This window comes from Legionella israelensis (assembly GCF_004571175.1).
GTDB classification, from domain to species: Bacteria; Pseudomonadota; Gammaproteobacteria; order Legionellales; family Legionellaceae; genus Legionella_D; species Legionella_D israelensis.
Genome location: NZ_CP038273.1, coordinates 200,462 through 216,170 on the forward strand (window position 1 = coordinate 200,462; position 15,709 = coordinate 216,170).

Here is a 15,709-nt window from a genome sequence, read left to right on the forward strand (position 1 = left end):
TATATGATGGGTAGCATGACAGACAGGGAATTCGGTAAAGGACAGTTTATAAACGGTAATTGGATTAATGATAGCAAGACACCTCTGGTATCTGTGAACCCAGCAAATGGAGAGATATTCTGGCAAGGATATGCAGCTTCAGAAGAACATATAAATTCCGCCTATCTTGCTGCCAAAAAAGCTTTTTTTAAATGGTCATCGCTGGATTTTGAGCAAAGATGTGAGTTTGCCTTGTCTTTTTCCAGGCAAGTAGAGAAAAAAAGAGAGGAATTAACCCAACTCATAGCCCTGGAAACAGGAAAACCCTTATGGGAAGCTCGTACAGAAGTCGATTCGGTGATTGGAAAAGTCAAATTGTCCATACAGGCTCACAAAGAAAGAACCACAGCCAAATCTTATAAGAATGAGATTACTTCAAACTTACGCTATAAACCACATGGTGTGGTTACCGTTTTAGGGGCATTTAATTTTCCCGCTCATCTTAGTAATGGACATATTGTTCCAGCACTTCTTGCTGGCAATACCGTACTTTATAAGCCCAGCGAACTTACGCCCTCTGTAGCTGAATTGATCATGATATGCTGGCAAAACAGCGGTATACCGGATGGGGTAATCAATTGCTTACAAGGAGATGCCGATAGTGCCAAATTTATATTGTCACAAGACATACAAGGTGTTTATTTTACGGGAAGCTATTTAACTGGATTAAATATTCACCAACGATTTGCTGATCGACCAGAGGTCATTCTGGCCCTGGAAATGGGCGGAAATAACCCTTTGGTCATTGGAGAAATTTCAAACATTCAAGCTACCGTTTATCACACCTTGCTATCAGGATTTCTTACCGCCGGACAACGTTGTACCTGCGCAAGACGCGTAATCATCCCTGACAGTGAAACCGGTGATAGCTTTTTATCCCAACTCATCCAATCAAGCCAAGCCATTAAAACAGGCGAATTCACAGAGACTCCTGAACCCTTCATGGGACCTGTTATCAGTCACGAGCAAGCCATAAAACATCTTGATGCGCAAAAAGACTTGATGGCCAGAGGGGGAAAAGCTTTACTAAAAATGCGCTTGTTGAAGGAAAATACTGGACTGCTTTCCCCAGGCATTATTGAAATGACAGAGGTCAAAAAACCTCTCGATCAGGAGATTTTCGCACCCTTGATTCAAGTTTATCGTTATTCGGATTTTGAACAGGCACTGGGTTTGGCTAATGAGACTCGATATGGTTTATGCGCCGGCTTGCTAAGCGAAAATGAGCAGCAATATCACTATTTTTTTAATTCAGTAAAGGCTGGACTGATTAACTGGAATAGGCCTACGACAGGCGCAGCAAGTAGTCTGCCCTTTGGCGGAGTTGGTATAAGCGGTAATCATAGACCAAGCGCCTATTTCGCAGCCGATTACTGCGCTTATCCTATAGCAAGCCAGGAGCAGTCTGAATTAACTTTACCTGATAAGCTTCTTCCTGGCTTGGGAGAATAGAACGTGTCAGTATATGAATTAAACATCGATGGGCTAGTAGGTCCCACACATAATTATGCGGGTTTGTCCGTAGGAAATATTGCCTCGGCAGTGAATGCATTAACGGTTGCTAACCCCAAGGCTGCGGCGTTGCAAGGGTTAGCGAAAATGCGTTTGTTGCATGAGCATGGAGTCAAGCAAGCCCTCCTTCCGCCACATCAACGTCCTAATCTTCATTTACTCGAGCAACTTGGTTTTACCGGATCTTTTGTACAGAAAATCGACAAAGCGAAAAAGGAGGCTCCGGGACTGTTAAATGCTGTCTATTCAGCTTCCAGTATGTGGGCTGCCAATGCTGCTACAGTAACTGCCAGCATCGATACCGCTGACAGGAAAGTTCATTTTACAGCAGCAAATCTGATCAGTAATTTACATCGCCAGCAAGAAGCTGAATTTTCCAGCAAGCTTTTAAAAATCATTTTCAATGATGAGCGCTTTTTTCAACATCATCCAATTCTGCCACCTTCTTCAACAACCAGTGATGAAGGTGCTGCCAATCATAATCGCCTGTGTGAACATCATCATTCTCCTGCCGTTTACTTACTGGTCTACGACAAACAAGCACTAGCTCATCGGCAAATAAATCCCCTCCCTAAACGCTATCCCGCACGACAAACACTGGAAGCCTCCAAAGCAATCGCCAGAAGTCATCTTTTAAATCCCGAACAAGTCGTGTTTGCCTGTCAGAACCCAGTTGCTATTGATCAAGGTGTTTTTCATAATGACGTTATTTCCGTAGCAAATGAGTCTGTATTTTTAATTCATGAAGAAGCCTTTCTAAATCAAGCGGAGGTTTTAAAAGAGCTAAAGAAAAAAGCTCCTTTCGTTTTGAATATCATTGAAATACCTTCTAAAGAAATGAGTATTGATGACGCAGTTAGTACCTATTTTTTTAATTCACAATTAATCACAATACCTGGGACATCTCATATGATGTTCATTGCCCCCACAGAGTGTGCAGAACATCCAAAAATTAACACCATTATCCAGCAAATGATTGCCGATGACAGAAATCCAATTAACAAAGTATATTATATGGAGCTTAAACAAAGCATGAGAAATGGAGGAGGTCCTGCCTGTTTACGGCTTCGCGTTCCATTGAATGATAACGAACTTAAGGCAATGCATCAGGGCGTTATCATAGACGAGCATTTGCTAAATATGTTAGAAAACTGGATCCTTCGCCATTATCGCAATGAATTAAGTTCGGATGATTTTAATGATCCACAACTTATTGAAGAAAATTTTAAGGCTCTTGATGAATTAACAGGTATACTTAGATTAGGGCCAATCTATCCTTTTCAGTTATAATCATGTGGAAAACAAAATTTGGTCATTGTATTTACAGCTCGACAAACAACGCCCATGTTTATCAAAATTTGATTTATCGTTGGTTGACATTTGACAGCGATGCTCTACAAACGGTTATTCACCGCAGAAACCCGCAAAAACCCATTTTAAAATATATCTCCGTTTTATGTTTGCTGGCGCGCAACATGCCAGGAAAAACCTGTATGCTTGGATTAGGGGGAGCTGGAGCAGCACATTATTTGTCCTCACACAATTCCAGCAGCCCATTGATTGCTGTTGAAAAAAACCCCGATGTCATTACAATTGCGCAAAAATTTTTTATGGCGGATAAAATAAAGAATTTAGAAATTATTCAACAAGATGCCACCGAATTTATGCAAAAAGAATCAACATCATTTAAGCACATACTCATCGATTTATATAACGCACATTCATTTCCCTCAGAGTGCAATACAGATGTTTTTTTTCTAAATTGTAAAAAAAACCTGGAAAAATATGGTTTCCTTGCTGTTAATCTCGCCAATCCCAGTGAACAATTTAACTTATTAAACCGTATTAAGAAACAATTTCTTCATACCGTAAGCATTCCAGTAAAAGGAAGTGCTAATATTATCATCCTCGCCTGCAACAGCCATTCTTTTTCTGCCATTACTAAATATCTCTATCAAGCCACGACCATTAAACGATTAGAGTGGGATGCCTTATGGGGACATATTGCAGAAATCTCGTGAAAACAAGACCTAATTATTTAGGTTTTTAATTATGGTTCTTCTTTTTATTTGGCCATAACCATTTCTATTTGACAACCGACAACATCAAGTTTAAGTCGCTTGAAGCTGACATACTCATGAGGACTTATGATAGATCATCTTTATCAATAGCTTTCATTTCATTTAACCTTTCTGTTGCAACTGTGGCGTGGTCTAATGTCGCCTTTGTGCTATTGAACACTCACACAACCTCAACTTGTTTTTATTGTTTATAAAATTGTGCTTGGATTGTTACAATTGTAGGTCATTATTCTAGGTTCTGTTGAGACTTCATTTTAGCCATAAAATGAAGCTTCAAAACACCAAAACGAGAAGTTTATGGGTTCTCTTTCTTCCCGCAACGCTGTCATTCTTTTTATAGCATGAAATATGAATGAGTTTAAAGCTTTACAAAAGAGGAGAGGTCCGCACCTGCATATTTTTTGTTAGAAATTGAGTATATTTGAATCGAAAATACTCACTTACACGATGTAAGCTATGCTTTTTTACTCCAAATTTACTTTTATCTACAAATACTGCGGTACGGAAAATCAGATTAAATTTCCATAAGATCTTTTTCTTTTTCTGCCAAAAGCAGATCTACTTCTGCAATGTATTTATCCGTTAATTTCTGAATAACCTCTGTCGAACGTCGTTCTTCATCTTCAGAAATTTGCTTGTCTTTAACAAGTTCCTTTAACTGATTGTTAGCATCACGGCGAATATTGCGGATAGCAACACGACCTTGCTCAGCCTCCGCCCGTACGACCTTTATCATTTCTTTACGACGCTCTTCCGTTAGAGGCGGCATTGGAACACGAATAGCATTTCCTGCTGTTGCCGGATTTAAGCCCAAATCGGAATTAAGAATCGCCTTCTCAATGGGAGCAACCATATTTTTCTCCCAAGGAGTAATCAACAGAGTACGTGAATCACTGACGGTAATATTTGCAAGCTGATTGATAGGTGTTGGACTTCCATAGTATTCAACCATAACATGATCAAGCAAACCGACATTAGCTCGTCCAGTTCTTATTTTAGTTAAATCAACCTGTAAAGACTCAACGGCTTTTTTCATCCGTTTTTCAGTCTCTTGTTTAATCTCATTGATCATGATTTGCTCCTACAATTGTCCCTATGCGCTCTCCACATACAATTTTCTTTAATGCTTCCGGGGCTGACATATCAAAAACCTGTAAAGGCATACCATGCTCCTGACATAAACAAATAGCTGTTGCATCCATCACTTGCAAACCCTTACTTAAAACTTCTTTATAGGTTAAGTAATCATAGCGAACAGCTTGTGGATTTTTGACCGGATCTTCAGAATAAATACCATCAACCTTAGTAGCCTTTAAAACAATATCAGCCTCTACCTCAATAGCTCGCAAACAAGCAGCAGAGTCCGTCGTAAAGAAAGGATTACCCGTACCGGCGGCAAAGATAACCACATGCCCGTTTCTTAAGTGAGTGATGGCCTTACGGCGGTGATAAGGATCGACCACACCCAACATCGGAATAGCCGACATGATTCGGGCAGGAAGATCTATACGCTCAAGAGAATCACGTAAAGCCAGAGCGTTCATTACGGTGGCCAACATCCCCATGTGATCTCCCGTAACTCTGCCTAAACCCGCCTCTGACAATACTTTACCACGAAACAAATTGCCACCGCCAATAACCAGGCCTACTTCAACCCCCATAGCTATGAGTTCTGCAACATCCTTCGCTATTTTATCCAGAATCTTCGGATCTATACCAAACTGAGCCTGCCCCATCAGGGCTTCTCCACTGCACTTAAGTAGGATTCGTTTATATTTTAAAGGTTTAGTATTATTCATTATTTATCGCGAACCTGTGCCATTACTTCTTCTACAAAGTTATCTTCTTTTTTATCAATACCTTCACCAACTTCAAAACGAACAAAAGAGAGCACCTCTGCATTTTTCTCCTTTAAGAGTTGACCTACTTTAATGTTGGGATCTTTGACAAAAGGTTGGCCCAGCAGACTCACCTCATCCATAAATTTATTAATGCGGCCTTCGATCATTTTATCAATGATTTCTTGCGGCTTCCCACTTTCGCGAGCTTGAGCAGTAAATATTTCACGTTCATTTTCAATGGATTCTGCAGATACCTGATCACGGCTAACAACCATAGGACGGCTGGCTGCAACATGCATAGCAATGTCTTTTGCCAAAGACTCATCTCCATTTTTCAAAGCGACCATCACCCCGATACGATTACCGTGCAAATAATAGCCTATAACACCTTCACTGCTTAAACGCGCAATGCGGCGAATTTGAATATTTTCACCGATTTTAGCTACCAATTCCTGTCTGGCATCTTCAATAGCCATATTGCCTGGCAAAGTTTCCTTCAATAACTCGTTAACATCTGTTGTATCGGCATGTAATGCAGTCTCAGCCACTTTATCAGCAAAGTTGGTGAAACTTTCATCACGTGCAACAAAATCGGTTTCACTGTTGATTTCCAGCATTACAGCGGATTTTCCATCCGCAGAGCGCGCAACGACAATAACACCTTCTGCAGCAATTCGGTTTGCTTTTTTATCAGCTTTAGCCTGACCTGCCTTGCGCATTTCAGAAATGGCTTTTTCAATATCTCCGTCGGCGGCTACTAAAAACTTCTTACACTCCATCATGCCAGCGCCGGTACGCTCACGTAACTGCATGACTAATGCGGCACTAATCGTCATTTTTCTCTACCTCCACATAATAAAAAGGGGGCTTGCTCTTAGCTTCTGTGCACTTATCATTTAACGGCTTTAAATTCGGCTGATACCGGCCTTAGCCAGCGCAGAGCTTAGCGCAAATTTTCGCTACGATAAAAGGCAAGTGAACAGAGCCTACAACTCAAAGCCCCCTGTAATCAAACGGTTTTACTCCCCTGTTTTTTCAACAGCTTTCTCAGGCTCATCAGAAACTTCGACAAATTCAGCATCAGAAGACACTTCACCCACGGTTTTGCCTTGTTTTGCATCAAGAATGGCATCGGCAATACAGCGAACATAAATATCAATAGCCCGCATGGAGTCGTCATTTCCAGGAATAATATAATCGATGTTATCAGGAGAATTATTAGTATCCACCACGCCTATTACTGGAATTCGTAGTTTTCGCGCTTCCTCAACGGCAATATGCTCAAATCCTACATCAATAACAAATAAAGCATCGGGCAGACCACCCATATTCTCAATACCACCCAATCCTTGTTCAAGTTTTTCAAGCTCACGGTTTAACATCAGGGCTTCTTTTTTAATCATAGTATTAAATAGCCCTTTATCGCGCATTTCCTTCAATTCTTTTAAACGAATAATGGATTGACGAACAGTTTTATAGTTGGTCAGCATACCACCTAACCAGCGGTGATCCACGTAAGGCATACCACATCTCTCAGCGTGCCTGCGGATACTTTCCTGAGCTGCGCGTTTCGTTCCTACAAACAATATTTTTGCATTGTTTGCAGCCAGTCGCCCGACATAATTGGTGACATCACGCAACATTGGCAAGGTTTTTTCCAAATTAATAATATGGATTTTATTTCTAGAACCGAAAATATACTCGGCCATTTTGGGATTCCAGTAACGGGTACGATGCCCAAAATGAGCTCCCGCTTCAAGTAGTTCACGCATACTTACATTCATCATTTTCTCCTGGGTTATGCCTCCACGCTCCCCATATGACACCCAAAATGAACGCACTTCCAATTTGAGACCCAGCCATATGTGTCGAAACGTGTGTGTATTTAAGCGCGTTACTTATACCATAAATAGTTAATTTCAGCAAATGAAACTTTGTTTTTCAAATATTTCTGTCTTTCACCTCTCCAATAAAATTGATCGCTTTATCCAAAAATTAACCGCAGAATAAATATTTTGTTCTATACTTTCAGCGAGAAAGTCATACTCTTATTAATCTATAAAAGGAGCTAACAATGAACAAAGGAATGATATGGTTATCAGCTATTGCATTTTCTCTTTCTGTTAATACAGCTACAGTATTCGCCCTCCCAGCGGATAACATGAAAAAATGCCCGGGGCATGAATACAAGGAAAAAATGCTGGAGAAGTTAAATTTAACAGATGCACAAAAGAACCAAATCGAAGATATTAAAAAGCAATATAAGGAAGGCATGCGAGCAAAATTTGGTGAACTAAAAAATCTGCGCTCACAAATGATTGATTTAGTTAAATCGGATAAAATTGATGAAAATCAATTAAATCAATTGGTGAATCAGAAAAAAGAAATACTTGGTTCGATTTTAAAATCGAAAATCATGATGAAAAATCAAATTTATAATGTTCTTAACGATGATCAGAAAAAACAATATATTGACATGATGCAGAAATGGATGGATAAAAAAATGATGCACATGCAAAAAATGGATAAAAAAGATCAAACTGAAAGCAATGAAGGTGTTAATTTGATGGATGAGGATGATACCAACGACACTGATTCAGAATAATATTAATCAGGGTAAAAACAGCGCAGTCACACCCGCGCTGTTTTTATTTAATAAGGTATAAAAATTATCTTAAAATCCGGATCTTAGTCATTTTTTAGCTCCAATTAGCGCGGTAACTATATACAGCAGAATTCGATTTAAAAAACGGTTAAAACCCAGACAGAATACTATGATAAGAAATTTACCTTCTTTTAATCTCGTGACGGAAAACTCCAACGATGCTAAAATATTAACGTAAGTTCGACATGAAATTACACAAATTTTTATGTTGCTAAACGAGCATTGTCCTAAAAAGCAAAGCTTTTATACGGATCCAACAAAATACCCTGGCCCGACATAAGAAAATTCTGTTTTTCTTATGTCGGACTAACATTAAAATTATACATGGGCGATAGGTTAATGGCGGTAACAATTAAAACTCCTGAAGAAATTGAAAAAATGCGAGTGGCAGGTCGTCTTGCTGCTGAAGTTTTACAAATGATAGAACCCTATGTCATACCAGGTGTAACCACCGATGAATTAAACAATATCTGTCATGATTACATCGTAAATACTCAAAAAGCCATACCTGCCCCTTTGGATTATCATGGTTTTCCAAAATCAATCTGCACATCTATTAATCATGTTGTCTGCCACGGGATACCTGGAAAAAAAAGACTAAAAGAAGGGGATATTATTAACATTGATGTAACAGTCATTAAGGATGGCTTTCATGGCGATACAAGCAAAATGTTCTTTGTAGGTAAGCCTTCTATTAAAGCTCTTCATGTTGTCAAAATAGCTCATGAGTGCCTTTTTATTGGCATAAATATGGTGAAGCCCGGTGTTCGGCTTGGCGATATTGGACATGCTATCCAACAGCATGCAGAAAAAAATCGATGCTCCGTCGTAAGAGAATATTGCGGTCATGGTATTGGTCGCATTTTTCATGAAGATCCGCAAGTTCTTCATTACGGCACTCCGGGAACAGGCGAAATTTTACGTTCTGGAATGACTTTTACTATTGAACCAATGGTTAACATTGGCAAACATCATACGCGTTTATTACCAGATAATTGGACCGTAGTAACCAAAGATCACAGTTTGTCTGCCCAGTGGGAGCACACTTTACTGGTTACCGAGGATGGGGTCGAAATTTTGACCTTACGTGATGAAGAACGATAACAGGCAATTAAAAAAAAATCTCCGACAGTTCAAAAATGAATTGTGTAATGAATTACGTGAGCATGGAAGTATTCAAGTTATCACACGAAAACTTGTCCATTTCATAGATGAATTACTCATCGCTTTGTTTCAAAAAAACAACTTACATGTAGATAATGCATTTTGTCTGATTGCTCTCGGCAGTTATGGCAGACGTGAATTACAGCTTTATTCTGATATTGATTTACTGCTATTACATACGAATGATATCAATGAGTCATCCCTGGATCATGCCCAATCTTTTATTCAGGACTGTTGGGATATAGGGCTTGAAACCAGCCACCAGTTCACAACCGTGAAACATTGTGCCGATTTAGCCAGCAATGATTTAAGCGTGATTTCCAGCATCATGGACATGCACCTGCTTTGTGGCCGGGCTAATTTAATGGAAGAATTAATTTATCAAACCCATCCATTACATATGTGGCCTAGCAAAGAGTATTTTTTTGCCAAGCAAGAGGAACAGAACAAGCGATACAAAAAATACGATGAAACCGCTTATAATCTTGAACCTAATGTTAAAAATGGTCCTGGCGGAATAAGAGACTTACAGATATTACTCAGCATATCCAAACGACATTTTAATATTAAAAAACTCGCTGACGGTATTTACAGTGGCTTTATTCTGGATAAGGAATACGAAGAACTTGTTTCATGTCAACATTTTCTCTGGCGAGTCCGTTTTGCCTTGCACATGCTTGCGGGGAAAAAAGAAGACCGCCTGCTTTTTGATCATCAAATCAGGCTTGCTGAATTCTTTGGTTACAAAGACAAACCACATTCTCTTGCCATTGAACAGTTTATGAAAACGTATTTTAAAATCATCAAGCGAAGTCGGGAATTGAATGAAATGCTGCTCCAATGGTTTGCAGAAGTCATTATTGAGCACCCTAAACAACGGTTAATCAGCCTTGATAACGAATTTCAACTATCCAATCATTATATTGAAGCTAAAAATGCGCGGGTTTTTCGACAACGTCCTCATGCCATTCTTTCCTTGTTTCTCTGGATTGCCAAAAAACCTGAAATTAAAGGCGTTCGAGCCAGCTCGATACGATTAATTCGTCAATCCCTTTATTTAATCAATACGCCCTTTCGAAATGCAAAAATATCAACTGAATTATTCATGAATATTCTTAAAGCAGAGGAACCTTATGAAGCCTTGCAACGCATGAACCGTTATGGTGTTTTAGCCCGATATCTTGACTGTTTTGCAACCGTAACGGGACAAATGCAATATGATCTTTTTCATGTTTACACAGTCGATCAGCATACGATGTTTGTGATTCGTAATATTTCCCGCTTTAAACAGGAAGCTTTTTTCAGTAGTTATCCTCTGTGCTCTAATCTTTTCCCCACTCTCAAAAAACCTGAAATTCTTTATCTTGCTGCCTTGTTTCATGATATTGCCAAGGGACGAAACGGCGATCATTCCGTATTAGGCGCCATAGAAGCTGAGCATTTCGCTCAACATCACAGACTTGATAGAGACAATACACATTTACTGACATGGCTTGTTCAAAATCATCTGCTTATGTCAATCACTGCTCAACGCAAAGATATTTATGATCCAAAAACCATCACTGAATTTTGCAAATTGATGCCCCATCGAGATTACCTCGATTATCTTTATCTGCTGACCGTAGCTGATATCTGCGCCACTAATCCAAAACTGTGGAATGCCTGGAAAGATTCATTGCTCAAGGAACTGTACCATGCAGCAAATGACTTGATGAAAAAAGAAAAAACCTCATTTGATGAATCATCCCTCATTACCGTGCGCCAACAAATTGCTATGGATTTACTGAGCCAAGAAGATATTGATCAGCAAAAAGTGCAAAAACTATGGTCAACGTTTAAAGGTAAATATTTTTTACATGAATCACCAGATGTGATTGTCCGTCACACCAAAGCAATATTGAATTGCAAGACCTTTCCCTTGATTTTAATCATGCCGCACCATACTCAAGGAGGAACCGAAATATTTATTTACATGCCACATAAAGATGAGCGATTCATTATAACAACCACGGTACTCAGCAATTTCAATATGACCATCCAGGAAGCCTCGATCATCACCTGTGATAATGCCTATGATTTAGATACTTACATCATACTTGATGATCAGGATAGAGCTTTTCTAGATAAACAAAAAACTGAAAGCATAAAAAAAGCTTTATTCGATTCTCTGGTATCTACGTCTGATCAGCTACCTGTTATTTCTCGAAAAAGAATTTCTCGAGCTCATGCGCATTTTAAATTTAAACCAGAAATTAGCTTTGATGAGGATCATTTAAATCAGCAAACCTCCCTTTTTTTAGTGACCAATGACAGACCGGGTCTTTTAGCAAGAATCAGTCGTGTTTTTTTTAATTTAAAAATACATTTGCATAACGCCAAGATTGCAACTGCGGGGGAGCGCGTGGAAGATACCTTCTATATTACCAATCAGCATGGACATATGCTCAATCAAAATGAGAAAGAGGCTTTAAAACAGGAATTAAGTATACTCGCCCATTAATTTTTTAGGATAATTTTCATTTAATATGCGCCATAAATGAGCATTCGTAAGCTGTTCCAAAAATACAATCTACGAACGAACAGCAAAAAAATCCGTTAAGAGTGATGCACACTCATACTGCATAGGTCCTTCATCAATCTGGATTCTATGATTTAACAGCAAATTATGTGCCAAATTAAAAATCGAGCCCGCAGCTCCTGTCTTGAAATCCCGGGTAGCAAAGACCAAACGTTTAATGCGGGCCTGGACCAAGGCACCCGCACACATCGGGCATGGTTCTAAAGTGACATAAAGAGTTGTATTTAAAAGCCGATAATTTCCAAGCGAACGAGCAGCTTCTCTGACGGCAATAATTTCTGCATGAGCTGTGGGGTCGTGATGTTTTAAAACGGTATTATAACCTTGCCCCAGTAGACGATGATTTTCATCAACAAGCACGGCACCTACCGGAACCTCATTTTGACGTTGTGCTTTAAGAGCAAGTTCATAAGCCTGCTTCATCCAATATCGATCCGACATTTTATCAAAGTATTCTTCGTAGACACCGTCAAAGAATGGATTGTTCATTCCCACTCAATTGTTGCAGGAGGCTTACCTGAAATGTCATAGGTAACACGTGACACGCCTTCAACTTCATTAATAATCCGGTTAGATACTTTTCCTAAAAAATCCCAAGGCAAATGAGCCCAGTGAGCTGTCATGAAATCTACAGTTTCTACAGCTCGCAAGCATATAATATAATCATAACGGCGACCGTCTCCCATTACCCCCACACTTTTAACCGGCAGAAAAACAGCAAAAGCTTGGCTGACTTTATGGTATAGATCCGCAGCATACAATTCTTCGATAAATATTGCATCGGCCTGACGCAAGATATCAGCAAATTCCTTTTTTACTTCTGTCAATATCCGCACACCCAATCCAGGGCCTGGAAAAGGATGTCGGTAAACCATATCATAAGGCAGTCCCAGCTCAAGTCCCACTTTACGTACTTCGTCTTTAAAAAGCTGACGTATAGGTTCTAACAGCTTTAAATTCAATTTCTCCGGCAACCCACCTACATTATGATGAGACTTGATCACTGTGGAGGGGTTGGAGTGTCCTCCTGCCGACTCGATAACATCCGGATAAATAGTCCCTTGTGCGAGCCATTTTACACGGGGGATTTTTTCAGCTTCCTTCTCGAACACTTCTATAAATGTTCGTCCAATCCGCTTTCTTTTTTCTTCGGGACAGGTGACACCTTCTAAAGCGGATAAAAACTGATCCTCTGCATGGACAGCAATCACATGAATGCCCATATGCTGAGCAAACATCAGCATCACCTGCTCGGCTTCATTCTGTCTTAAAAGGCCAGTATCAACAAATACGCAAACCAGCTGATCACCGATAGCTTTATGCAGTAGAGCAGCTACTACAGAGGAGTCTACTCCACCTGATAAACCCAGCAATACTTTATCTTTACCCACTTGCTGTCTGATAAGATCAACAGATTCTTCAATAATATGGCCTGCGGTCCATGTAGTTGAAGCTTTGCAAATATCGACTACAAATCGTTGTAAAATTCTTAAGCCCTGAAGGGTATGCGTCACTTCCGGATGAAATTGCAGGCCATACCAATGACGAGATTCATCAGCCATGCCAGCTATAGGTGCATTCTGCGTTTCACAAATGATTTTAAATCCCTGAGGTAAAGCAGTCACTTTATCCCCATGACTCATCCATACATCCAGCAGTGCATTGCCGTTTTCATCGGCTCTGTCCTCAATATCGCTCAATAAATGGCTATGGCCATGCAAACGCAATTCTGCGTAACCAAACTCGCGCAAAGAAGAGATTTGTACCTCGCCTCCTAACTGAACGGCCATTGTTTGCATTCCATAACAAATGCCAAGTATAGGAAGACTGGTTTTAAACAACCACTCAGGTGCTCGGGGATTGTTAATCTGGGTAACGGTTGAAGGACCTCCCGATAAAATGACACCGCGGGGATTCATTTCTAAAAATTGCTTTTTTTCAATAAAATAAGGATATATTTCACAATATACCCCCATTTCGCGAATTCGTCGTGCAATGAGCTGTGTATATTGTGAACCAAAATCAAGGATAAGAATGGGTTGCTCTTTAAATTTTGTTTTCATTAATTATCAACCTGGTAATTAGGGGCCTGCTTGGTGATATTGACATCATGAACATGTGATTCACGCATGCCTGCATTAGTCACCTGGACAAACTGGGCTTTTTTATGCAAGGTTGCTATATCACTGCAACCAGTATAACCCAGACAAGAACGTAATCCGCCCATTAACTGATGAATTACATTCTGTGCCAGACCCTTGTAAGGAACACGACCTTCAATACCTTCCGGTACCAGTTTCTCAGCACCCAAAGACGTATCCTGAAAATACCTGTCACTTGAACCCTGTGCTTGAGCCATTGCTCCAATCGACCCCATCCCTCGATAATTCTTATAAGTTCTGCCCTGATAAAGTTCTATTTCTCCAGGAGATTCTTCTGTTCCAGCAAACATCGACCCCAGCATGACTACATCAGCACCGGCGGCCAGAGCCTTACAGACATCACCGGAAAATCGAATGCCTCCATCAGCAATAATGGGGACACTTCCTTTTAAAGCCTCTGCGACATTGGTAATGGCACTTATCTGGGGAACACCAACACCGGTTACAATACGTGTCGTACAAATGGAACCAGGTCCAATTCCTACTTTAACAGCATCGGCACCAGCCTTTACCAAATCCAGTGCTGCATCAGCGGTGGCAATGTTACCACCAATTACCTGAATGTCGGGAAAATGTGTTTTTATCCATTTCACCCGACTCAAAACCCCTTGAGAATGACCATGAGCCGTATCCACCACAATGACATCCACACCAGCTTCAATTAAGGCTTCGACACGTTCATCGGTACCCTCGCCGACTCCCACAGCAGCACCCACCCTCAGTTGCTCTGAGCTGTCTTTACAGGCAAATGGATTTTCTTTTGCTTTCTGGATATCCTTCACAGTAATGAGCCCGCGCAAGTTAAATGCTTCATTGACAACGAGCAGTTTTTCAATCCGGTGTTTATGTAAAAGACTTCGTATTTCCTCACGACTGGCACCTTCTTTGACAGTAACCAAACGTTCTTTGGGCGTCATGACTGCAGAGACAGGAAGAGATAAATTGGTTTCAAAACGAATGTCGCGACTGGTAACAATACCGATTAAGTATTCTCCATCAACCACAGGAACGCCTGAAAAATTATGCTTTGCCATAACCTGCAAAAGTTCCTGTACGGTCATATGAGGTGTCACAGAAACAGGGTCTTTGACCATCCCACTTTCAAATTTTTTAACCTTGCGCACTTCCTCGGCCTGGGCCTGGATACTCATGTTTTTATGAATGATACCAACACCCCCTTCCTGGGCCATGGTAATGGCTAATCTTCCCTCTGTTACAGTATCCATAGCAGCAGAAAGCAAGGGAATATTCAACGGAATTTCCCGAGTCACATTGGTTTGAAGGCTAACATCTTTCGGTAAAACAGTGGAATGAGCCGGAACTAATAAGACATCATCAAATGTCAGTGCTAGTGGAAGATTGGATAGAGACATCATCCTTACTCCTGCGGTTAAATTAACCGATTAGTATACATTAAAATTGGAAAATGTTAAACAACAATTTCATTTATTCAGCAAATTATGGCACAAAATGGTGACTGAAAAGAAAATGTTTCATGATAAATAAAAGCTTCCTCAAAACATAATTACCCACCCTTTTAGACTCTAATGTTTTTTATTGCCTGCCTATTGTTAACATTTTTACAATTCAATCGATGACATCTTGAATTCATGGTTAATAAACGTGTAAACTGAGGGCAAATAATAAATCTTTTATCAAAGAGGAAG

General features: G+C 40.0%; 13 protein-coding genes. 6 read left to right on the top strand and 7 right to left on the bottom strand.

All coding sequences use genetic code 11. The features are described from left to right. Nucleotides 1-15 precede the first annotated feature (15 nt). The 3 genes from astD to E4T55_RS00890 are packed head-to-tail and all read left to right on the top strand — an operon-like array spanning nt 16 to nt 3,572. Nucleotides 16-1,491: a succinylglutamate-semialdehyde dehydrogenase gene (gene astD, locus E4T55_RS00880; protein ID WP_058501503.1), complete on the top strand. Its 1,476-nt coding sequence runs from the start codon at nt 16-18 to the stop codon at nt 1,489-1,491. A 3-nt stretch (nt 1,492-1,494) separates the two neighbouring features. Further along, nucleotides 1,495-2,841: an N-succinylarginine dihydrolase gene (astB, locus tag E4T55_RS00885; protein WP_058501438.1), complete on the top strand. Its 1,347-nt coding sequence runs from the start codon at nt 1,495-1,497 to the stop codon at nt 2,839-2,841. A 2-nt stretch (nt 2,842-2,843) separates the two neighbouring features. Further along, on the top strand, nt 2,844-3,572 hold the full coding sequence (locus E4T55_RS00890; protein ID WP_058501439.1) for a spermidine synthase: 729 nt from the start codon (nt 2,844-2,846) through the stop codon (nt 3,570-3,572). A gap of 574 nt (nt 3,573-4,146) precedes the next feature. Here E4T55_RS00890 and frr read toward each other — a convergent pair. The 4 genes from frr to rpsB form a co-directional block, all read right to left on the bottom strand. Beyond that, nucleotides 4,147-4,704: a ribosome recycling factor gene (frr, locus tag E4T55_RS00895; protein WP_058501440.1), complete on the bottom strand. Its 558-nt coding sequence runs from the start codon at nt 4,702-4,704 to the stop codon at nt 4,147-4,149. Continuing rightward, entirely contained in the window at nt 4,694-5,434 is a 741-nt protein-coding gene (gene pyrH, locus E4T55_RS00900) for a UMP kinase (protein WP_082636507.1), read from the bottom strand. The genes frr and pyrH overlap by 11 nt, the downstream gene beginning before the upstream one ends. After that, nucleotides 5,431-6,309, bottom strand: a complete 879-nt coding sequence (gene tsf, locus E4T55_RS00905) for a translation elongation factor Ts (protein WP_058501442.1) — start codon at nt 6,307-6,309, stop codon at nt 5,431-5,433. The genes pyrH and tsf overlap by 4 nt, the downstream gene beginning before the upstream one ends. Nucleotides 6,310-6,492: 183 nt before the next feature. Next, nucleotides 6,493-7,260, bottom strand: coding sequence for a 30S ribosomal protein S2 (gene rpsB, locus E4T55_RS00910; protein WP_058501443.1), 768 nt, complete (start codon nt 7,258-7,260; stop codon nt 6,493-6,495). Between the two features lie 287 nt (nt 7,261-7,547). On the opposite strand from rpsB, the gene E4T55_RS00915 reads away from it, so the two are divergent. The 3 genes from E4T55_RS00915 (at nt 7,548) to glnD (ending at nt 11,802) form a co-directional block, all read left to right on the top strand. Beyond that, the gene (locus E4T55_RS00915; RefSeq protein WP_058501444.1) at nt 7,548-8,078 is read left to right on the top strand and encodes a Spy/CpxP family protein refolding chaperone; all 531 of its coding nucleotides are present in this window, start codon (nt 7,548-7,550) and stop codon (nt 8,076-8,078) included. A 399-nt stretch (nt 8,079-8,477) separates the two neighbouring features. Continuing rightward, on the top strand, nt 8,478-9,242 hold the full coding sequence (gene map, locus E4T55_RS00920) for a type I methionyl aminopeptidase (protein ID WP_058501445.1): 765 nt from the start codon (nt 8,478-8,480) through the stop codon (nt 9,240-9,242). Further along, on the top strand, nt 9,229-11,802 hold the full coding sequence (gene glnD / locus E4T55_RS00925) for a [protein-PII] uridylyltransferase (RefSeq protein ID WP_058501446.1): 2,574 nt from the start codon (nt 9,229-9,231) through the stop codon (nt 11,800-11,802). Before map ends, glnD begins: the two co-directional genes overlap by 14 nt. A gap of 69 nt (nt 11,803-11,871) precedes the next feature. Here the strand turns inward: glnD and tadA are convergent, their stop codons facing one another. Genes tadA through guaB form a run of 3 tightly spaced genes read right to left on the bottom strand, consistent with a single transcriptional unit; the run spans nt 11,872 to nt 15,415 of the window. Next, nucleotides 11,872-12,321 carry a tRNA adenosine(34) deaminase TadA gene (gene tadA / locus E4T55_RS00930; protein ID WP_058501504.1) on the bottom strand — a complete coding sequence of 150 codons (450 nt, stop codon included), beginning with the start codon at nt 12,319-12,321 and terminating at the stop codon, nt 11,872-11,874. Between the two features lie 44 nt (nt 12,322-12,365). Continuing rightward, entirely contained in the window at nt 12,366-13,943 is a 1,578-nt protein-coding gene (gene guaA, locus E4T55_RS00935; RefSeq protein ID WP_058501447.1) for a glutamine-hydrolyzing GMP synthase, read from the bottom strand. Next, entirely contained in the window at nt 13,943-15,415 is a 1,473-nt protein-coding gene (gene guaB, locus E4T55_RS00940) for an IMP dehydrogenase (RefSeq protein WP_058501448.1), read from the bottom strand. The genes guaA and guaB overlap by 1 nt, the downstream gene beginning before the upstream one ends. Nucleotides 15,416-15,709: the final 294 nt, after the last annotated feature.